Origin of the sequence: Idiomarina sp. Sol25, from assembly GCF_033052775.1 — a bacterium.
GTDB lineage: Bacteria > Pseudomonadota > Gammaproteobacteria > Enterobacterales > Alteromonadaceae > Idiomarina.
In genome coordinates, this window is sequence record NZ_JAUPEW010000001.1 from 410,312 (window position 1) to 430,810 (window position 20,499).

Genomic DNA, 20,499 nt, shown 5'->3' on the forward strand with positions numbered 1-20,499 from the left:
TGTTAAGCCTTTGTAAATAAAAGTTTTTGTTGTTTCTGTTAGTAGCTAAGAAGCCAAAGTGAAGCCAAAAGGCGGTAAAATAGGTACTAGATACATGGCACATAGGGGCAAGTTATGAGCAAACAAGACGTTAAAGAGGTTTTTTTATATTCGATTAGTGGCGTTGCTATTACTGCAGGCGTCATCACTTTGGGCGTATGCGGGGCAATCCTGATCCAATTATGAGTAAATGCCAAACGATACCGCCTAAATATACCCATGACTGGCTCGACAAGCTAGACAAGCGAACGGGCGTAGCAAAGGCGCTAACCGAACGTCATAACGCGCTTATAAGCGATTTAGGAGGCTTGCAAGGCCTATCCTACCAACGCGCCAGCCTATGCCGCCGAGCTATCCACATGGAAGCCTTGATAGAGCAACAAGAAGCAGCTTTAGCAAACGGCGCAGAGGTAGACACCGGCAAGCTAACCCAAAGCATTAACAGCCTGATAGGACTCTATAAAACCCTCGGGCTTGATCGCGTTGCGCGTGATACGACTCTGCAGGCAGTCATACAACGAAGCAAGGCTAAATAATGGACGTCCTAGAGTTTATGCGTAATCCCGAGCTTTGCGGCGATACCTTTACCGGTGATAGCTGGCAGACGTGGGACGCAATCACAGCCGCCGCCTTTGGGTTGCCCTTAGACGATGACCAGCTAGAAACCTTTACCCGTTTAGCCGGTGGACGCAAGCCACCAGAAAAGCGTGTAAGTGAGTTTGTTGTAATCGCTGGCCGCCGTAGTGCAAAGACACACAGAGCGGCGGGCATGGCCGTTTACTTAGCAACCGTGGGCGCTGAATTGGACGGACTCACCGAAAAGCTAAGCACCGGCGAACGTGGCGTAATTGCTTTAATCGCAACCGACCGTAACCAAGCCGCTGTAAGTCTTAACTATATTCGTGGACTGTTCGAGCAAAGCCCAGCACTGGCCGGAATGGTAGAGCGTTACACGTCCGACAGTATAGAGCTTAGAAACCGTGTAGTGATTCAGGTAACAACCGCCAGTTATAGGGCGATTCGTGGCAGGACACTATTAGCAGTATTGATGGACGAAGCGTGCTTTTTCCGTAGCGAAAGTACGGCTAATCCTGACGTTGAAATATACCGCGCTGCAGTTCCTGGCCTTGCGACTACCGGCGGTATGCTTATCGTCATTAGCTCACCATACGCAAAAAAAGGGCTTGTTTATAGCCGCTATCAGAAGCACTACGGCAAAGACTCGGATTGCTTGGTAATTAAGGGCGGTACGAAAGACTTTAACCCGACTTTAGATAAGCGGGTAATTGATGAAGCCATGCAGGACGACCCCGAAGCGGCAGCCAGTGAATGGTACGGCGAGTTCCGTAACGACATAGCGGCGTTTATTGACCGTGACCTACTGCAGGACTTAGCACGAACCAAACCGCCCGAATTACCTTACGACCGTAGCCAAAGCTATCAAGCCTTTATTGACCCTGCAGGCGGTGGCAAAGATGAATTTTGCTTAGCCATTGGTCACAAAGAGCGCGGGCAGGACTTAATAGTAGTAGACGTATTAAAAGCGCAACGCGGTAGCCCCGCTGAAATCGCAAAGGAATACGCCGAGGTTATGAAAGCCTACAAAGTGCGAACCGCTACCAGTGATAAATACGCCGGACAATGGCCAGCAGACGAGTTCCAGCGCCACGGTATACGAATCGAATATAGCGACTGCAACCGCTCACAGCTTTATCAGCACGCACTACCAATCCTTAACACTGGACGGGTAGAGCTACCAAACGACCCGAAGCTATTAAACCAGTTTGCCGGACTTGAGCGCCGAACCAGCCGAAGCGGTGTAGACAAGATAGATCACCCCGTAGGCGGTTCTGATGACCGCGCAAACGCAACAGCGGGGCTAATTTATATAGCTGACCGCAAACCAGTTCCAGCAAAGTGCGTAAGAATCGCATTTTAACCAACAAGAGGTAACACACCATGACATATAGAACAGACGTAGAATATCGCGACGGCAAATTAGCCGTTAGACACGACACCAGCGCCGATGCTAAGAAGCCTTTGCCAGCGGTTGAAGTTTCCGACCGCCTAGCATCGGATAAATGGGAAGTTGGCTTTAAGAAAGAATTGTCAAAATACGGCTACGATGGCGACCATTCGTTATTGAGTGTTTTAGCGGCTCAACGTGGTATGGCTGAAACGGCGCAACGCCTAATAAAGATGCGTGATAATCAGCACCCGAGCGACACGCAGTACCAGCACCTAAACAAGGTGGCAAGAGAGTATGATCAATCAATGCAGCGCCACGCAACGGCCAACGACCGAGCGCGTAACACGATTAGAATCCGTTTACAGCAGGTTGAGGACGAGTTTCGGGAGTCAATTAGCTACGACACTAAAGACGCTCAAGAGATCCGCGCCGTATTGCGTGAAATGAAGCCAGCCGACCGAAGCGAAGCCATTAACAGTGCAATAGGGAATGCTGACGGCAATGTATTGGCCGCAATCCTAGACGCTAACCCAATCGCCGTTGGTCTGACTAAAGAGCAACAGCAAAACTACAGAGCAGCGGCATTAAACGCACACCGTCCCGACTTGCTGGCGCTTGAACGTGAATTAAAACGCGCTGATGAGCTTGTATTCAGTTCGTACAACGACCTGTTAAGCATGGACGACACAGTAACAGCGAAAAAAGTACGTAGCCATTACCAAGAGTTAGCAGAGCAAGCCGAGCAAAACGCATCACAGCAGTGGGGCTAACCGTTGTTCTGCTCACCTGATAGCATAGCCGCCCAAACGCCAGAGCTTAAAATGGTACGGGCGGCCTTGTTTCTTTTTCTTAAAGACGCGGACGACTACCTACACGAAAAGCCCAACGCAGATAAAAAGCTATTGATTGAACAGAAAAACGCTTTTGATGACCTGCTACGATGCGGCAAGATGACTAAACAAATGGCCGAACTTAACCAGTTAGACGCGCATTATATTAGTGAGCGTTTTCGTGGCTATGTTCGGCGGTATTATTCAGAAGTTCAGCCCGAAGCTGATACAACTCGAACAGATGGGCGTGTATCTGCTCGATAGTCTGCTCGAAAGTTTTTATTTCAGTATTTACCCACACCAACGCCTGATCCGTTTCGTTATCCATTCCCTATGCTCCGAAAACTAAAACGATAGGTTAGCGCGGGCTTTGTGGGTGTGGAATAAGACAGCGGATTATTGAAGCGTGAGAGATTGACGACAACCAAAGCAGGGCTAAAACATTGTAGCGTTATAAGTGGCTTCATTTTGGCTTCACTTATTACAAAATAATCTAAGGGCATAAAAAAGGGGCTTAGACATTCGCCTAAACCCCTGATTTATATTGATTTATTGGTCGGCGTGAGAGGATTTGAACCTCCGACCCCTGACACCCCATGACAGTGCGCTACCAAGCTGCGCCACACGCCGACCGAGGACTGCTATGTTACTGGATTAAGCCGAATTAGCAAGTCTCAACACGCTCTCCGACGCTCAACTGCTGCTATTTTCGACAATTACTCCTTGTTTTCAGTTTCGCTAAAGCGCTTTAGGTCTTTCAGTGCGTCGATAAGCACCGGAACGGGCGGTTCGGCCTGTTTTTTCAGTTCAAAATCGCCGCTGCTGTATACGCTAAATTGACCACTATTATCTAAAATCGTAATCTCTTTCTGGTCATAAATAACAATAAAAGGACTGTAGGTTTCAACTAGCGGCCAGCTGCGCTTAGGTGTCTGCAGGCTTTCGCCGTTGGTGTAATTTTTATGAGAACCCGCGCAGGAGATACGATCTTCCAGCATGGTTGGAACCAAATCCATAAGTCCGGCAATAGGTTGGTCAGCAAGTTGGTAATGTCGTTGCCAAAGCGGAACTTGCATGTTTTCAAGGGCAAATTGCTTGTTACCCAATAACTCTTCACTTTGCGCAGGAGACAACGCTGTGAGCAGCAGTTGTTGGTCTCCGGTTTGCTGAAGGACCTTGTTTAAAGTAGAAATATCTTCTTCAGCAATTAAAATGACATTAATTTGGTTCTGAGGGTGAGAGGTAAACTCAGTCAACTGCTGGCTTTGCCAGTCAGGATGAAACTGACTTAGACTCAAAGAGCTGCCCCAGTTTTCGCTGTGATACCAACGCACATCAAAATTAAAGTCGTTAAGCGGCTTAAGGTAAGCGGGCTTCAGCTGCTGTCGCTCAATGGACTCCTGATAAAAGTCGGGCAAGCCATAAAGCACCTGAAATAATCCGCCGTCGCGGTTCGGATGAGCCAATAGTTTAAGCTGAGGTCGCTCTAGTTGATGTTTGGCTGCCAGAGTTTCCAGCTCTTTCTGAATTTCGCGACTGCTACGCTCAAATAGAATGAGGGTTGTTGATTGCTGAAAGTCTGTTTTAGAGCACAAAAGTGGTTGCTGAGGGTACTTAAGTTTTATTTTATCGGTAGCCATCAGCATTTGTTGTCTGGCCTGGTAGCTCTCAACATCAATGACTCCATGCTTAGCCATTAATGTTTTTGCCGTTGTTGGGTAGGACAGAGGAAACATGTCGTCTTGTTGGGTAATAGGATCGTACAACACCGCGTCAGCCCAAACATGAATACTGTGACTAACGAAAAAGCATAAAAGGAAAATGACTGTGACCGGAGCGCCGATTCTTCGTTGTTGTAGGTATTCCAGGCGCTTCCAGGCGAGGTTAGCCAACAGCAGCTGTATCCCGACAGTGAGTAAAAAACCTAACAGCACGCCGGAAATAATAACGAAACTTGCTCCTGTGAAAACCGCTTCTGCATCGCGAGTCATTTGCGCCATAGAATAGGTGTTCAAATGATACCCGTATTGACGAAAGAACAGCGCATCTGCGATAAGCGCTATCAGGCCGAATGAGGCTATCAGGGCGGCAAACCCCCGTAATATTTTGGAGTAGGGAACAACCAGGCAAAATGGGAATATCAGAATAATAAAGAATATAAAAGGCAGGAAGGCAAAGTGGCCTATCCAGCTGACGAGCATGTAGAGATTACCGATAGCCGTGGAGGACTTCGGGGCCGCTTCAATATACAAAAGTCCAATAAACAGGCAAAGGACGATATTGGCAAAGGTAAACCAATGTCCCCAGCTTATTAATCGGGCAATTTTATCCCTACGTTGGTACTTTCCCATCGTTCGTCAGTCCCGTGTTACAATGGCATTATAGTAACACAGCAAAACAGCAAGGATAGTCCCCGTTATGCAATTGCGGATAGAAGAAAGTATTATTCACCAGTTTTATCAAAATGACGGACAAGTCGGGCTTCGTTTGGCTCCTTCGGCGTTAACGGAAGATGACCAGTTGCACGATTTGTTAGTCGAATTAACGGACGTGTATACCAGCAAACCGGCAAAAGGTTATGCGAGTTTTCTTAAAGATGACGAAGAGGGAGAGCCCGGTCCCTTCCCTGAGCATTTAACCTCCTGGTATGACGGGCGACTGGACTTTGTCGAATTCAGTCAGCAATCTGCCAAGCTATTGCTGGAACAACTGCAAAACTATAATTTGTTAGAAGCAGGCTTTTTGTTAGTCACCCGCTACCAGCATTTGAGTACTGAGTATCTACTGGTCTGTTTCTTACCCGTTAAAGAGGGGGTAACGATAAACCCCGAGCTGGCTGTTGACCGCTCGTCGCAGTTAGATATAACAAAAGTGCAACTGGCGGCTCGTATCGACTTAACCGAGTGGAAAACATCTCCGGAAAGTGAGCGCTATATTTCCTTTATTAAAGGACGCGCCGGTCGCAAGGTTTCAGATTTCTTCCTCGATTTTCTGGGATGTACTGAGCGTTTAAACTCAAAAGCTCACACACAACAGTTAGTCGATTCCGTACAAGAATATGCGAAACAGTCGGAATTGGAAACGGAACAACGGCAAGCGCTGAACAAAGCGGCTTATGAGTATTGTGACGACCAATGGAAGCAGGGAGACACAGTAAAAATTAAAGATCTATCAGAGCAATTTGCAGAGCAGTACCCGGTAGAAAAAAGCTTTGAGAGTTTCTCAAAGGATTTTGCTGAACAGAATTCACGCGAATTAGTCGATGACTTTCCGGCTGATAAGTCGACATTACGTAAGTTGGTTAAGTTTCAGGGGCAAGGTGGAGGCGTCAGCGTTGGCTTTGATCACACAGCCCTGGGAGAGAGAGTGCATTATGACGCGGCGACGGATACGTTAACAATTAATGGTACGCCGCCAAATTTACGTGATCAATTACGGCGCTATTTTGGTATAGATAGTTAGTTGGAGTGATTAAGTCAATTAAAACGCCGGACAAGCCGGCGTTTTGAAAGTACTTAAATTGTTTGGTTTAGCCGATGTTATTTATCGGCAGCACCGGGAACAATGTTGTTGGCATGCAAACCTTTAGGGCCTTCTTCGAGTTCAAACTCTACGGGTTGCCCCGCTTTAAGTGTGCGATAGCCTTCCATTTCAATGGTTGAATAGTGAGCGAAAATATCACCTTCGCGGTCCTCGCTTTCGATAAAGCCGAAGCCCTTCGAATTATTGAACCATTTGACTTTTCCGGTAGCCATACTTCTACATCCTTCTTCTGCAACAGATAGATAGTTTATTATTATTAGGTGCGGTGGCTTGAAAAATCGCCGATTTAGCACCATGTTTAACTCTAGGTGACGTGAGTGATTAGTCAAGCCCTAAAGTTTAAAAAGTAACCTAGATTGTTAATATTTTGGTTGCTTTTTTCTATTTTTTGCTAAATTTAAAACTATTATTATGGCAGGTTGTTAATAAATGAGTCAGTTTGATCACCAGCACCTTAGCGATACAGAGGAAAAGCAGGAGCTCAAGCCACCATCCATGTATAAGGTCATTATTAATAATGATGATTACACGCCTATGGATTTTGTGATTGAAGTATTGATGAGATTTTTTAAGATGGATCAGGAGCGCGCCACGGACACCATGTTACAGGTGCATTATAAAGGAAAGGCCGTTTGCGGTGTCTATTCTGCGGAAATCGCCGAAACTAAAGTAGTACAGGTAAATCAGTATGCCCGGGAAAATCAGCATCCATTATTGTGCACCATGGAGCAAGAATGATCCGGGTTGGCTGGTAAGGAGTGGTCTATGTTGAATAAAGCCCTTGAATTAACGCTAAACGATGCGTTTCGGCTAGCGCGCGAACGTAATCATGAATTGATGACAGTTGAACACTTGCTCATTGCATTACTGGATAACCCAGATGCGTCGGAAGCGCTTAGAGCTTGTGGGGCAAACTTTCAACAATTGAAAGAAGAACTGTTAAGTTATATTGATCGCAGTACGCCACTGTTTGGTCCCGAAGAAGAAAGTCCGGATACTCAACCTACGCTTGGTTTTCAGCGAGTTTTACAGCGCGCAGTATTTCATGTTCAGTCATCTGGTAACGCAGAGGTAACGGGCGCCAATGTATTGGTTGCCATTTTCAGTGAACAGGAATCTCAGGCCGTCTATTTGCTGAGTAAAAACGATATTACCCGACTGGACATCGTTAACTTCATTTCTCATGGTATTTCTCGTAGCGATGACGATGAACCTATGGATGAAGAAATGGCGGAAGAAGAAGCTGTTAAGGGTGGCGAGGAGCAGGAAAGCTATTTAAAACGCTTTTGTGCCAACCTGAATGTGCAAGCAAAGGAAGGCAAAATTGACCCGTTAATTGGCCGCGATTTTGAGCTGGAACGTTGCGCGCAAATTCTGTGTCGTCGTCGTAAGAATAATCCGTTGTTAGTGGGTGAAGCCGGTGTGGGTAAAACCGCTATCGCAGAAGGCCTGGCTTATCGCATTATTAAAGGGGAAGTACCAGAGATCCTCGAGGATGCCACCATCTATTCATTGGACATGGGCGACCTTCTGGCGGGCACGAAATATCGTGGTGACTTTGAAAAGCGCTTCAAAATGCTGTTGAAAGAGTTGCAGGAAAAAGAACATGCCATTCTGTTCATTGACGAAATTCACACAATTATTGGCGCCGGAGCCGCCAGCGGTGGCGTTTTAGATGCTTCTAACTTGATTAAGCCGTTGCTTTCAAGCGGGCAGCTTAAGTGTATTGGCTCCACTACTTACAATGAATTTAAGAACGTTTTTGAAAAAGACCGAGCGCTGGTTCGTCGTTTCCAGAAAGTGGATGTGGTTGAGCCCTCTGTTGAAGACACAACTAAAATATTGATGGGTCTTAAAGAACGTTACGAGAGCCACCATGGTATTCGTTACACGCAACCGGCTATTAAAGCGGCAGCAGAGCTTTCTGCTAAATACATTAATGAACGTCATTTGCCCGATAAAGCCATTGATGTAATGGACGAAGCCGGTGCTTCTCAGCGTTTATTGCCGCCTTCTAAGCGCCGTAAAACCGTGGGGGTCTCTGATATTGAAACCATTATCGCCAAAATAGCCCGTATTCCGGAGCAATCGGTTTCTCGGTCTGATCAAGACTTATTGAAGCAGCTCGATCGCAACTTGAAAATGGTGGTGTTTGGTCAGGATGAAGCGATTGATAAACTTACCGGTGCTATTCGCTTGTCGCGTTCAGGGCTTGCCAACGATAACCAGCCAATAGGTTCGTTTATTTTTGCCGGACCAACAGGTGTTGGTAAAACCGAGGTAACACAGCAATTGGCTAAAGCCATGGGCATTGAGCTGGTGCGCTTTGATATGTCGGAGTATATGGAGCGCCATGCGGTCAGCCGCCTAATTGGGGCACCTCCGGGTTATGTAGGGTACGAGCGGGGCGGTTTGTTGACCGACGCTGTAATCAAGCAGCCACATTGCGTGTTGCTGTTGGATGAGCTGGAGAAAGCCCACAGCGATGTGTTTAACATTCTGTTGCAGGTGATGGATAACGGCACCCTAACCGACAATAACGGCCGTAAAGCTGACTTCCGTAACGTAATTATTGTTATGACAACCAACGCGGGTGTTCGTGAAACTGTGCGTAAGTCTATTGGCTTTAAGCAGCAGGATCACAGCTTCGATGCGTTGGCTGAAATTAATAATATTTTCACACCGGAGTTTCGCAACCGTCTGGATGGTATTGTCTGGTTTAACCATCTTTCACCGGAAGTACTGGAACAGGTTGTCGATAAATTTATTTGTGAACTGCAGGCTCAGTTAGATAAAAAAGGCGTATCGCTCGAGGTTGACCCTTCTGCTCATGCCTGGATTGCAGAAAAAGGCTATGACAAAGAAATGGGTGCGCGCCCAATGAGTCGGGTTATTCAGGAACACCTGAAGAAAACCTTAGCCAACGAAATTCTGTTCGGGAAACTGGCCAGTGGTGGTAGTGTTAAAGTGACTGCTGATGGCATGGACGGACTGCAGTTTGATTACGACAGCAAAAATGAAACCGTCGAAAGTTAATACGTCTTCGGCATAAATGAAAAAACCGGCTCATTAAATGGAGCCGGTTTTTTTTAATCCTCAGTGCGGATTAACGTGCGCGGAAGACGATGCGGCCTTTGGTCAGGTCGTAAGGAGTTAACTGCACAGTCACGGTATCGCCGGTCAGGATGCGGATATAGTGCTTACGCATTTTTCCTGAGATATGGGCAGTAACTACGTGACCATTTTCCAATTCTACTCGGAACATAGTGTTAGGAAGGGTGTCAAGAACCGTTCCTTGCATCTCAATACTGTCTTCTTTCGCCATTAAAATCCTCTAATCTTTGTTTTGAGCTTTAAGTGTGTGCGATTTTAGCTCTTTTTTCCAATGATTGCCAACCAGTCGTTCATATGGGGCAAATCGAGTTTTATAATTCATCTTTTTACAGTCATCAATTTGGTAACCCAAATAGAGTCTGGCAACTTCTCGTTCCTGAGCCAATCGAATCATTTCTAATACAGCGAAGGTGCCCGGCGAACGCTTTTCCTCATCGGGATGGAAAAAGGTATAGACCGCGGACATTGCCTCAGCAGTGCGATCAACTACCGAAACTATCATTAATTCATTGCTGGCATTGCGCCATTCTAATAACTCGGGAGTTAACCAGTCACAATCTACCCAGCTCCAGAATTTGTCCGGGTCGGGTGGGTACATTTCCCCATCCGCGTGTCGTTGCTCAATAAACTGTGAAAACAATTGACTGTATTCAGATTTCGGCTGCTGCTTAACCTGCAGTGTTAAGTCGTCATTCTTTTTTAGAATTCGTTTTTGGTTTTTACTAAAGCGAAACTCGGGCACGACCACACGAAGCGACTGACAAGCAGTACAAAGCCGGCAGTGAGGACGGTACACGTCATTATGGCTGCGCCGGAAGCCGTATTGCATGAGTTGCTGATAGGCGTCTGCATTAAGGCTTTCGAGTTCATTAGGCAGGGCAACAACGAGTCGCTCTTCCTGGTCGGTTAAATAGTGGCACTGGCTTTCTTTCGTCACACCAAATTGCACTACAGTTCTCCAGAGTGAGAAAGCTCACGAGCTTGCCAAAAAATATCCGGCATCTCTCTTTGCTGTGCAATATTGAGTTTCATTAAAAAGCGTTCCCGATGAAGGTTAACAGCACCTAATGAAAATAAATGCGGATTTCCTACCTGACAATCGATTAGCTGGCCGCCATGCTTTTTAAAATATTGAGCGAAACGTAACAAGGCTATTTTTGACGCGTCGGTTTTGTAGTGAAACATACTTTCGCCACAAAAAGCACGGCCTACTGAAATACCGTACAAACCGCCTGCGAGTTCATTGTCGAACCAAATTTCGACGGAATGGGCGTGACCTGACTGATGAAGCTTACAATAAGCTTCAATCATTTCTTCCGTGATCCAGGTACCTTCTTTATCCGCGCGTTCGTCTGCGCAGGCGCGAACCACTTCAGCAAAATTGCAATTGATGCTCATTTGCCAGTTTGGCTTACGATTGGTCTTAGCTAAAGATCGGCTAGTATGGATTTGGTCGGGGAAGAATACGGCTCTGGGGTTAGGGGACCACCACAAAATTGGATCATTTTCCGAAAACCAGGGAAATATACCTTGTTGATAGGCGTGTATCAGCCGAGCCGGCGACAAATCTCCACCGACAGCGAGTAGTCCATTGGGCTCATGCAAAGCTGTCGCTGCGGGTGGAAAGCTTATTGATGCCGGATCAAGCTGAACAATCACGTTAAAAGACTAAGACTTAGTCAGTGCGTCTAAGTAACGCTCGGCATCCAATGCGGCCATACAGCCCGTGCCGGCAGAGGTAATTGCCTGACGGTAAATGTGATCCATTACGTCACCGGCCGCAAAAACGCCTGGAACGCTGGTTGCTGTTGCATTACCCTGAAGCCCGGTCTGCACCTGAATGTAGCCGTCCTGCATCTCTAACTGACCGTCAAAAATACCGGTGTTAGGTTGGTGGCCTATGGCAATAAAGCAGCCTGCTACTTCCAGATCTTTGGTACTGCCGTCTTGCGTGTCTTTAATGCGAACGCCAGTAACACCGGCGTCGTCACCCAGAACTTCATCTAAGGTCTTGTTCAGATGAAAGGTAACGTTACCGTTTTTCTCTTTTTCATGCAGGCGGTCAACCAAGATTTTCTCCGCACGGAAAGTGTCGCGACGGTGAATAACATGTACTTCGCTGGCAATGTTTGACAGGTAAAGCGCTTCTTCAACTGCGGTGTTACCGCCGCCGACTACGCAAACTTTTTGCTTTTTGTAGAAAAATCCGTCACACGTTGCACAAGCTGAAACGCCTTTACCCATAAAAGCTTCTTCTGAGTCTAAACCTAAGTATTTAGCCGATGCGCCAGTGCTGATAATGACTGAGTCCGCGGTATACTCACCAACGTCACCTTTTAACTGAAAAGGGCGCTTAGAAAAATCGACGCTGCTAATATGGTCGAACACAATTTCGGTATCAAAGCGTTCAGCGTGCTTTTGCATACGGACCATAAGGTCCGGTCCGGTTAAACCTTCGGCGTCGCCCGGCCAGTTCTCAACATCGGTTGTGGTGGTTAACTGACCACCTTGTTGCATACCCGTTACCATAACAGGATTCAAATTAGCGCGTGCAGCATAGACTGCAGCTGTATAGCCAGCAGGACCTGATCCGAGAATAAGTAACTTGCAGTGTTTGGCTTCAGCCATTAGGAAAACTCCATTAATTCGTTTTTGATTGTTCGTTATTTAGCTATGGGGGTTGATTGTAGGGTTTACAAGCTTAGCGAACAAGAACTGCCAATAAAAAAGCCCGCAAACTTTTGTTCACGGGCTTGTTCAGAACAACCTGGTAATTATGCTTGCAGCGCTTCGCGTGGGTCCTGGTAATCCAGACCTAACTGCTGACCAAGATCATCGTGAATAGCTTTGTAGGTAATTTTACCTTTGTGCATATTCAGGCCACGTAACAGGTGCTCGTTTTCGAGCATGGCTTTCACGCCTTTGTTAGCCAGAGCAATACCATACGGCAAGGTTGCATTATTCAGTGCAATAGTTGATGTGCGGGCAACACCCCCCGGCATGTTCGCTACACAGTAGTGGACCACATCATCAATAATGTAAACAGGGTCCTGATGCGTAGTTGCTTTTGATGTTTCAAAGCAGCCGCCCTGATCAATTGCAACGTCAACCAATACTGAGCCCGGCTTCATATTGCTGATGTTTTCACGAGTCAGCAGTTTAGGTGCCGCTGCGCCCGGAATAAGAACCGCACCAACCACTAAGTCGGCTTCACGAGAGTATTTATCGATGGCATCAACGGTTGAGTAAACCGTTTGTACGCGACCAGCGAAAATATCATCTAATTCACGTAAACGAGGCAGAGAACGATCTAAAATAGTGACCTCAGCACCCAGGCCAATAGCCATTTTCGCCGCGTTAGTACCCACAACGCCACCGCCAATGATCAGTACTTTGCCCGGTGCTACGCCAGGAACGCCACCTAATAAGGTACCGCTGCCACCGTGTGCTTTTTCTAAGTAGTGTGCACCTGCCTGAATTGACATACGACCGGCAACTTCACTCATAGGTGCTAAAAGAGGCAAACCATTGCGGTTATCGGTGACCGTTTCGTAAGCAATAGCAGTACAACCCGCTTTACCCAGTAACTCAGTTTGAGTTGGGTCCGGTGCTAAATGCAGGAAAGTATAAAGAATTTGGCCTTCGCGAAGCATTTTACATTCGTTTGGCTGAGGTTCTTTTACTTTAACAATCATATCGGCGCGCTGAAAAATCTCTTCTGGTGTATCAATAATAGTTGCGCCAGCTTCCATGTATTGCTCGTTTGTGAAACCAATTGCTGCGCCACCGTTGTTTTCAATAATGACGTCATGCCCATTTTCCACATATTCACGCACAGCTGCCGGAGTTAAGCCGATACGGTATTCGTGGTTTTTAATCTCTTTTGGTACACCAATTAACATTATCTGCCTCTTGCATTTTCGTGTTTAAGGGGGAATTATTTGGCGCAAATTATAGACGCAAACGATAGTGCATGACTTACTTTTTTTAAGTTATTTTTTGGTGTGATATACTAATTATTATTAATTATTTAGGGATTTATTATGTTTAATTCCGAGCAGCCAGCGGAAGTCACTATTGATAAAACCGACAGAAAGATCCTGCGGTTTTTGCAGGATGATGGGCGCATGTCGAACGTTGAACTGGCAAGGCGTGTCGGGCTTAGTCAAACGGCGTGTTTGGAGCGTGTGCGAAAGCTCGAACGAGAGCAGGTTATAGAAAGTTATCATGCCCGGATTAACCCTGCGAAGTTAGGTGCAAACCTGATGGTTTTCGTTGAAATTACCTTAACCCGAACCTCAGCCGACGCTTTTGCCGAATTTAGTGAGGCAGCACGTAAAACCGACGAAATTCTTGAATGTCATTTAGTGGCGGGTGACTTCGACTTTCTGATAAAAGCCCGGGTGCCGGATATGCGCGCTTACCGCAAATTATTAGGCGAAACCCTGTTAATGATGCCGGGGGTTGATGAATCACGAACCTATGTGGTTATGGAAGAGGTTAAACAAGAAAATAAAGTATTAGTAAAGGGGTAACATTGAGGCTGATATTCGCTACAATCATGCGGATAAAATTTATCTCGATATTTTATCTTAATAAGAATACCAACGAAGGCGCTGCAATAAGATAATGACAGGTGTACAAAGAGTTTTAGAAGCAGGGTTGCTGATAAGTGGTGCGCTGGCCATTTTCATTTTTTTGTCATTGGTGAGCTTTAATCCCGCTGATCCCAGCTGGTCACAGACCGGTTATGAGGGAAGCATCCATAATGCCGGCGGTGCCGTAGGTGCCTGGATGGCAGATGTATTCTTGTTTGCTTTTGGTTTTGTTGCCTACCTTATTCCTTTCGGCTTTGTCGGCCTGGGCTACTTATTGTTCCGCAAAACTTACCATTTATTGGAAATGGATTACCTTGCGGTCAGTTTGCGCATGATAGGCGCTATGCTCGCGCTTATTGGTGCATCCGCACTGTCCTCTATTAACTTCGATGATATTTATTACTTTTCCGCCGGTGGGGTTATCGGCGATGTGATTGCGGCGTCTCTACTTCCTTATCTGAACTTCGTCGGGACGACACTGCTGTTACTGACTTTTTTCTTTACCGGAATAACCTTAGTGACTGGAATAAGCTGGTTGCAGGTGGCAGATAAACTCGGTGAGTGGGTTATCGATGGGGCTTTGTGGTTAACCGAAAAAGTTAGAGTTCTGTGGCAAAGTCGCGGAAGTTCGGAAGCGGAAGATAAAGAAGACCACTCAAAAACTTATGATGACAGCGAGCGTGAGCAGACTTTTGAAGAAAAGAAACCGACAACGCTCAGTAGCGACTTATTCGGGGCTGACAAACAAGAGCCTGTTCTGAGTCTACCATCAATGAGCTCGGTTGATGAAGACGATGACATAGACAACGATGCGCCTAAATTTAGCAAACAGGCAGCTGCGAAAAAAGACACTCCTAAGAAGCCGGTTGCCGCGCCGTCTTCGTCAGAACTCCCTGCGGAAGAGGAACCGCAATCAGAAGCTAATTCAGGCGAGGGGGAGTCACTTTCGCCGCTGCCGTCAATAGAGCTTCTGGATAGACCGAATAAAAAAGAGCATCCAGTAACCCAGGAAGAACTGGATCAGGTATCACGAACGGTCGAGACAGTGCTGAAAGATTTTGGCGTGGATGTTCGGGTGGCGCACGTTGAACCGGGTCCTGTTATTACCCGTTTTGAGCTCGACTTAGCGCCGGGCGTTAAAGTGTCCAGAATTTCGAATTTAGCAAAAGATATTGCCCGTACCTTGTCGGCGGTTGCAGTACGTGTGGTAGAGGTAATTCCGGGTAAGTCATACGTTGGCCTGGAGCTGCCGAATAAACACCGCGAAATTGTGCAGTTAAGCGAAGTGATTAATAGTGACCAGTTCACTAATAGCAGTTCGCCACTAACGATGATTCTGGGTAAAAATATTGCCGGCACGCCAATAGTTGCTGATTTGGGAAAAATGCCGCATTTACTGGTGGCGGGTACCACCGGCTCAGGTAAGTCTGTTGGTGTTAACGTGATGATTTTGAGCCTGCTATACAAAAGTACGCCTGAAGACGTTCGCCTTATTATGATAGACCCTAAAATGCTCGAGCTGTCGGTTTACGAGGGCATTCCGCACTTGTTGACCGAGGTTGTTACTGACATGAAAGATGCCGCCAATGCGCTGCGTTGGTGTGTCGGTGAAATGGAACGCCGTTACAAGCTAATGTCGTCTCTTGGTGTGCGTAACTTAAAAGGCTATAACGCGAAAGTTCAGGCGGCGAAAGACGCGGGCGAGCCACTTCGCGATCCTATCTGGAAGCCGGGCGACTCTATGGATGAGTTACCGCCGCTGCTGGAAAAATTACCGAATATTGTGGTGGTGATAGACGAATTTGCTGACATGATGATGATTGTCGGTAAAAAGGTCGAGGAATTGATTGCCCGTATTGCCCAAAAAGCGCGTGCAGCAGGCATTCATCTCATTTTGGCAACTCAGCGCCCATCGGTTGATGTTATCACGGGTTTAATTAAAGCGAACATTCCCACCCGAATTGCGTTCCAGGTATCTTCAAAAGTCGATTCGCGAACCATTCTTGACCAACCAGGAGCGGATCAATTGCTGGGGCAGGGCGATATGCTCTACTTACCGCCGGGTAGCGGTTCTCCCGTTCGTGTACATGGTGCTTTTGTCGATGACCATGAAGTTCATGCGGTGGTTAAAGACTGGAAGAAACGTGGTCGACCTAATTATCTGGAAGAAATTTTATCAGGTGATCAGGGCGAAGAAGCGCTGCTACCGGGTGAACAACAGGAATCTGATGATGCTGAATCTGACCCTTTGTACGACGAGGCTGTTGCCTTTGTTACTGAGACCCAGCGGGTATCAGTGTCGAGTGTACAGCGTAAATTCCGTATCGGTTATAACCGCGCCGCCCGTATTGTCGAACAAATGCAGGTGAGCGGTGTCGTAACCAGTGCAGGCAATAACGGTCAGCGCGAAGTGCTGGCTCCACGAGCTCCAAGGGACTAATTCATGAAAGCAGTTTTATTGGCCATGGTTATGGCCGTTTCGTTTAATGTGTTTGCTTCAGGCGATGAGCCAGACAAGCAGACTCTGCAAAGTTTACTGAAGAAAACTCAAAGCTTATCGGCAGAGTTTGAACAGCAAGTAAAAGATGAGCAAGGCGAAGTGCTACAAACACTAAGTGGCATATTAAAGCTAAAGCGACCGGCTAATTTGTATTGGCATACGAAAGAGCCGGATGAAAGCGTGATGGTCGCTAACGGCCAAAAGGTCTGGTACTACAATCCTTTTGTCGAGCAAGTGACTATTTATGCACAGCAGGACATGGTTGATGACAGCCCTTTGCTGCTGGTGTTGGACAGCAACGGTAATCAGTGGCAGAACTACAACGTCAGTTTTCGCGATAACCGCTACTTTGTTGAGCATGAAACGAATGGCAGCAAGCTGGAGTTAACATTTACCGATGAGAAGCTCACAGAGATAACCATGATTCAGGCTCAGGGCGAGCGGACTGAACTGATGTTGAATAATGTGGCGCTAAATGAAGCCATCAGCGACGAACAATTTATTTTTGACGTTCCCGCTGACGTCGACGTCGACGATCAAAGTTAATTGTTGTGACAGGCCTGGACTTAGATTTTCAACCCGATTTCAAGCCCCTTGCGGCGCGAATGCGTCCACGCTCGGTTGACGAGTATGTAGGTCAGCAGCATCTGCTTGCTCCGGGTAAGCCTTTGCGAGTAGCTGTAGAGCAGGGCCATTTACATTCAATGATTTTATGGGGGCCCCCGGGTACCGGCAAAACCACCTTAGCGGAACTTATTGCGACCCAGGCAAATGCTACAGTCAGCCGCATTAGTGCGGTAACTTCCGGTGTTAAAGACATTCGAAAAGCCATTGAAGAAGCGAAGTTGCTGGCTCAGCAGCAGGGGCGCCGCACCATTTTGTTTGTGGATGAAGTGCATCGTTTTAACAAAAGCCAGCAAGACGCTTTTTTGCCTCACATTGAAGACGGCACTATTGTCTTTATTGGCGCGACCACCGAGAACCCCGGCTTTGAGCTTAACAACGCACTGTTGTCGCGGGCGCGGGTTTACCGATTAAAAACACTGTCCAAAACGGATCTTGAACAGGCTCTGGAAAGCGCGTTAACAGACTCGGAACGGGGGCTTGGTCAACGTCAGTTGCAACTGCAAGGTGAAGCTCGGGCAAAACTTCTGGATTTAGCCGGTGGGGATGCGCGTCGCTTATTAAACTACCTTGAAGTGGTTGCTGATTTTGTTGAGAGCAGCAGCCAGCCAATTACACCAGAGTTGATCACTGCGGCTATTGGTGAAAAAGCCACGGCTTTTGATCATCAGGGTGACCATTACTACGATGTTCTATCCGCTTTCCATAAGTCTGTCAGAGGCTCGTCTCCCGACGGCGCTTTGTATTGGTATGCACGTTTATTAACCGGTGGAGGGGACGCTTTAGTCATTGCCCGCCGATTGCTGGCTATCGCCTCGGAAGACATAGGCAATGCTGACCCCCGAGCATTACAGTTGGCATTGAATGCCTGGGACACGTACCACAGAGTGGGGCCGGCAGAGGGTGAGCGTGCCATTGCTCAAGCGGTTATTTATTGCGCCTGTGCAGCGAAAAGCAATGCCGTTTACAATGCCTTTAAAAGCGCGCTAAGAACCGCTAAAGAACACAGTGATGCGCCAGTGCCTGAACATTTGCGTAACGCACCAACTAAGGTGCACAACGCTCAGGGATATGGTGCTGACTACCAGTACGCACATAATTACCCTAACGCTTACGTTCCTGGTGAACGTTACTTACCATCAGAAATAGCCGACACCCAATTTTATACGCCGGAGCCACGCGGTCTGGAAATAAAGTTGCAGGAAAAGCTCCGTTGGCTTCAGGATATGGACTCAAAGTCAGACTGGCACAGGGAGCCTGATGAATAACCTCCTTCCTCATTTCTTTTGCGTAGCCGCGGGTGGTGCAATAGGTGCATCGGCACGCTTTGCTATGGTTCTGGCTATGCAATCATTTGGGTTTCGGGCATTCCCTTTTGCCACGTTGACCGTTAACATAATAGGTTCATTTTTCTTAGGGTTGTTACTGGCTTACGCAGAGCAACAACCCGTTTCTGAAACCACTCGTTTATTTTTAGGGGTTGGTTTACTGGGGGCTTTTACAACCTTCTCGACATTTTCTGTCGAGGTTGTGGCCTTAGCCAGTCAGGGCGAGCTGTTTAAAGCCGCTCTGCACATTGCCTTTAATGTAATTATTTGTATTGCTGCTGTTTTCGCGGCAATGATGTTGTACTCAACAACGGTTAAATAGGACACTCATGCTAGACGCAAAATACTTCCGAGAGGAATTAGACCAGACCGCAAAAAAGCTAGCAACGCGAGGCTTTGACTTAGACGTTGCCAAATTACAAAAGCTGGAAGAGCAGCGTAAAGAGGTGCAGGTACGCACCGAGCAGTTACAGGCAGAGCGTAACAGCCGCTCGAAAGCCATAGGTAAGGCAAAAGCATCGGGTGAAGACATACAGCCTTTGCTCGACGCGGTAAGCGATTTAGGCGAGCAACTGGATAACGCTAAAGACGAATTGAAAGTTATCCAGCAAGAACTCAACGATATTATTATGGGTGTTCCGAACTTGCCGGCAGACGAAGTCCCGGAAGGTGCGGATGAAGATGAAAACCAGGAAGTTCTGACCTGGGGCCAGCCTAAGTCGTTCGACTTTGAAGTGAAAGATCATGTCGATTTAGGCGAAGCGTTAGCCAAAGGTATGGACTTTGAAACGGCCGCAAAACTTACTGGAGCACGCTTTGTGGTTATGCGTGGTGGTATCGCCCGCATGCATCGCGCGCTGACCCAGTTTATGCTGGATTTACATACTGACGAGCACGGGTATCTTGAGACCTACGTGCCTTATATGGTGAACCAGGATTCATTGTACGGAACCGGGCAGTTACCTAAGTTCGGTAAAGACTTATTCCATATTGAAGGCGAATCTCAGGATCAAATTCCTATGTCGTTGATTCCAACGGCTGAAGTGCCGTTAACGAACTTATACCGTGATGAAATTGCGGACGAAGAAGAGCTACCGCTTAAGTTTACCGCGCATACGCCGTGTTTTCGAAGTGAAGCCGGTTCTCACGGTCGCGACACTCGTGGGCTTATTCGCCAGCATCAGTTTGATAAAGTGGAACTGGTCTGGTTGGTAAAACCTGAACAGTCGATGGATGCGCTGGAGCAATTAACAGGCCACGCTGAAGCGGTGCTGCAAAAACTTGAGTTGCCGTATCGTAAAGTACTACTTTGTACCGGTGATATGGGCTTTGGGGCAGCTAAAACTTATGATCTGGAAGTCTGGCTGCCGGCGCAGGAAGCGTACCGTGAAATCAGCTCCTGCTCGAACATGCAGGACTTTCAGGCGCGCCGTATGCAGGCTCGTTTCCGTCGTAAGGGCGCAAAGAAACCTGAACTTATGCACACATTAAACGGTTCAGGCCTGGCTGTTGGCCGTGCGCTGGTAGCCGTGCTGGAAAACTATCAGCAGGAAGACGGTTCAATAGTCGTTCCTGAAGCGCTACGCCCTTATATGGGTGGTGTAGAAGTACTTAAGGCTTAAATTAAATACATTTAGCCGGTTTAGGCAGGCCTGCAATTCGTGTGGCCTGCTTTGCCGGGCCTTTGGGAAAGAGTTTATACAGATAACGACTATTGCCTTTATCCTCGCCTAACTGCTTTTTCATGGCTTTAACCAGTACGCGCATTGCCGGGCTGGTATCAAATTCACGATAGAAATCTTGCACAAAAGTCACGACTTCCCAGTGTGCCGGAGTCATTTCAATACTTTCTAACTGCGCAAAGTGAAGCGCCAACTCCTCGCTCCAGTCATCTAGGTTTGCAAGGTAGTTGTGTTTGTCAGTTTCGTATTCTTGACCGTTAAATTCAATCATG

General features: G+C 47.2%; 21 protein-coding genes and 1 tRNA gene. 12 read left to right on the forward strand and 10 right to left on the reverse strand.

Features of this window, described 5'->3' with window-relative positions:
• Window positions 1–221 precede the first annotated feature (221 nt).
• From Q5L94_RS01980 to Q5L94_RS01990, 3 genes are read left to right on the forward strand one after another with little or no spacing between them, the layout of a single operon-like run.
• Entirely contained in the window at window positions 222–575 is a 354-nt protein-coding gene (locus Q5L94_RS01980) for a hypothetical protein (protein WP_317496816.1), read from the forward strand.
• Window positions 575–1,978 (forward strand): hypothetical protein, encoded by a 1,404-nt coding sequence (locus Q5L94_RS01985; RefSeq protein WP_317496817.1) that lies wholly within the window; start codon window positions 575–577, stop codon window positions 1,976–1,978. The genes Q5L94_RS01980 and Q5L94_RS01985 overlap by 1 nt, the downstream gene beginning before the upstream one ends.
• Before the next feature lie 20 nt (window positions 1,979–1,998).
• Entirely contained in the window at window positions 1,999–2,778 is a 780-nt protein-coding gene (locus Q5L94_RS01990) for a hypothetical protein (RefSeq protein ID WP_317496818.1), read from the forward strand.
• A gap of 226 nt (window positions 2,779–3,004) precedes the next feature.
• Here Q5L94_RS01990 and Q5L94_RS01995 read toward each other — a convergent pair whose 3' ends face one another.
• The 3 genes from Q5L94_RS01995 to Q5L94_RS02005 all read right to left on the reverse strand — a co-directional run bounded on the left by Q5L94_RS01995 (window position 3,005) and on the right by Q5L94_RS02005 (window position 5,189).
• Window positions 3,005–3,166 carry a hypothetical protein gene (locus Q5L94_RS01995; protein WP_317496819.1) on the reverse strand — a complete coding sequence of 54 codons (162 nt, stop codon included), beginning with the start codon at window positions 3,164–3,166 and terminating at the stop codon, window positions 3,005–3,007.
• Window positions 3,167–3,391: 225 nt separating this feature from the next.
• Window positions 3,392–3,468: transfer RNA gene (locus tag Q5L94_RS02000), tRNA-Pro, on the reverse strand.
• Window positions 3,469–3,554: 86 nt separating this feature from the next.
• Entirely contained in the window at window positions 3,555–5,189 is a 1,635-nt protein-coding gene (locus Q5L94_RS02005; protein ID WP_317496820.1) for a DUF3413 domain-containing protein, read from the reverse strand.
• A gap of 67 nt (window positions 5,190–5,256) precedes the next feature.
• On the opposite strand from Q5L94_RS02005, the gene yejK reads away from it, so the two are divergent.
• A complete protein-coding gene (gene yejK, locus Q5L94_RS02010; RefSeq protein WP_317496821.1) occupies window positions 5,257–6,300 on the forward strand; it encodes a nucleoid-associated protein YejK in 1,044 nt (347 codons plus the stop codon).
• Window positions 6,301–6,377: 77 nt separating this feature from the next.
• Here the strand turns inward: yejK and cspD are convergent, their stop codons facing one another.
• Window positions 6,378–6,593 carry a cold shock domain-containing protein CspD gene (gene cspD, locus Q5L94_RS02015; RefSeq protein ID WP_011233928.1) on the reverse strand — a complete coding sequence of 72 codons (216 nt, stop codon included), beginning with the start codon at window positions 6,591–6,593 and terminating at the stop codon, window positions 6,378–6,380.
• A 217-nt stretch (window positions 6,594–6,810) separates the two neighbouring features.
• On the opposite strand from cspD, the gene clpS reads away from it, so the two are divergent.
• Both clpS and clpA read left to right on the forward strand, forming a co-directional pair.
• On the forward strand, window positions 6,811–7,119 hold the full coding sequence (gene clpS, locus Q5L94_RS02020; protein WP_011233927.1) for an ATP-dependent Clp protease adapter ClpS: 309 nt from the start codon (window positions 6,811–6,813) through the stop codon (window positions 7,117–7,119).
• A gap of 27 nt (window positions 7,120–7,146) precedes the next feature.
• On the forward strand, window positions 7,147–9,417 hold the full coding sequence (gene clpA, locus Q5L94_RS02025) for an ATP-dependent Clp protease ATP-binding subunit ClpA (RefSeq protein ID WP_317496822.1): 2,271 nt from the start codon (window positions 7,147–7,149) through the stop codon (window positions 9,415–9,417).
• 70 nt (window positions 9,418–9,487) lie between these two features.
• Here clpA and infA read toward each other — a convergent pair whose 3' ends face one another.
• The 5 genes from infA to ald all read right to left on the reverse strand — a co-directional run bounded on the left by infA (window position 9,488) and on the right by ald (window position 13,397).
• Entirely contained in the window at window positions 9,488–9,706 is a 219-nt protein-coding gene (gene infA / locus Q5L94_RS02030) for a translation initiation factor IF-1 (RefSeq protein WP_008489926.1), read from the reverse strand.
• A gap of 9 nt (window positions 9,707–9,715) precedes the next feature.
• Window positions 9,716–10,444: an arginyltransferase gene (locus tag Q5L94_RS02035; RefSeq protein WP_317496823.1), complete on the reverse strand. Its 729-nt coding sequence runs from the start codon at window positions 10,442–10,444 to the stop codon at window positions 9,716–9,718.
• Window positions 10,444–11,154, reverse strand: coding sequence for a leucyl/phenylalanyl-tRNA--protein transferase (gene aat / locus Q5L94_RS02040; RefSeq protein WP_317496824.1), 711 nt, complete (start codon window positions 11,152–11,154; stop codon window positions 10,444–10,446). The genes Q5L94_RS02035 and aat overlap by 1 nt, the downstream gene beginning before the upstream one ends.
• A 9-nt stretch (window positions 11,155–11,163) precedes the next feature.
• A complete protein-coding gene (gene trxB / locus Q5L94_RS02045) occupies window positions 11,164–12,123 on the reverse strand; it encodes a thioredoxin-disulfide reductase (protein WP_317496825.1) in 960 nt (319 codons plus the stop codon).
• Window positions 12,124–12,269: 146 nt separating this feature from the next.
• Entirely contained in the window at window positions 12,270–13,397 is a 1,128-nt protein-coding gene (gene ald / locus Q5L94_RS02050; RefSeq protein ID WP_317496826.1) for an alanine dehydrogenase, read from the reverse strand.
• A 141-nt stretch (window positions 13,398–13,538) separates the two neighbouring features.
• Here ald and lrp point away from each other — a divergent pair, with 141 nt between their 5' ends.
• From lrp to serS, 6 genes are all read left to right on the forward strand, one after another.
• The gene (gene lrp / locus Q5L94_RS02055; RefSeq protein WP_411161922.1) at window positions 13,539–14,030 is read left to right on the forward strand and encodes a leucine-responsive transcriptional regulator Lrp; all 492 of its coding nucleotides are present in this window, start codon (window positions 13,539–13,541) and stop codon (window positions 14,028–14,030) included.
• A 94-nt stretch (window positions 14,031–14,124) separates the two neighbouring features.
• On the forward strand, window positions 14,125–16,533 hold the full coding sequence (locus Q5L94_RS02060) for a DNA translocase FtsK (RefSeq protein WP_317496827.1): 2,409 nt from the start codon (window positions 14,125–14,127) through the stop codon (window positions 16,531–16,533).
• 3 nt (window positions 16,534–16,536) lie between these two features.
• Window positions 16,537–17,139, forward strand: a complete 603-nt coding sequence (lolA, locus tag Q5L94_RS02065) for an outer membrane lipoprotein chaperone LolA (protein ID WP_317496828.1) — start codon at window positions 16,537–16,539, stop codon at window positions 17,137–17,139.
• Window positions 17,140–17,198: 59 nt separating this feature from the next.
• A complete protein-coding gene (locus tag Q5L94_RS02070; RefSeq protein ID WP_317496829.1) occupies window positions 17,199–18,485 on the forward strand; it encodes a replication-associated recombination protein A in 1,287 nt (428 codons plus the stop codon).
• Window positions 18,478–18,867, forward strand: coding sequence for a fluoride efflux transporter CrcB (crcB, locus tag Q5L94_RS02075; RefSeq protein ID WP_317496830.1), 390 nt, complete (start codon window positions 18,478–18,480; stop codon window positions 18,865–18,867). The genes Q5L94_RS02070 and crcB overlap by 8 nt, the downstream gene beginning before the upstream one ends.
• A gap of 7 nt (window positions 18,868–18,874) precedes the next feature.
• Window positions 18,875–20,167 (forward strand): serine--tRNA ligase, encoded by a 1,293-nt coding sequence (serS, locus tag Q5L94_RS02080; protein ID WP_317496831.1) that lies wholly within the window; start codon window positions 18,875–18,877, stop codon window positions 20,165–20,167.
• A gap of 1 nt (window position 20,168) precedes the next feature.
• Here the strand turns inward: serS and Q5L94_RS02085 are convergent, their stop codons facing one another.
• The gene (locus Q5L94_RS02085; RefSeq protein WP_317496832.1) at window positions 20,169–20,498 is read right to left on the reverse strand and encodes a TusE/DsrC/DsvC family sulfur relay protein; all 330 of its coding nucleotides are present in this window, start codon (window positions 20,496–20,498) and stop codon (window positions 20,169–20,171) included.
• Between the last annotated feature and the right edge of the window lies 1 nt (window position 20,499).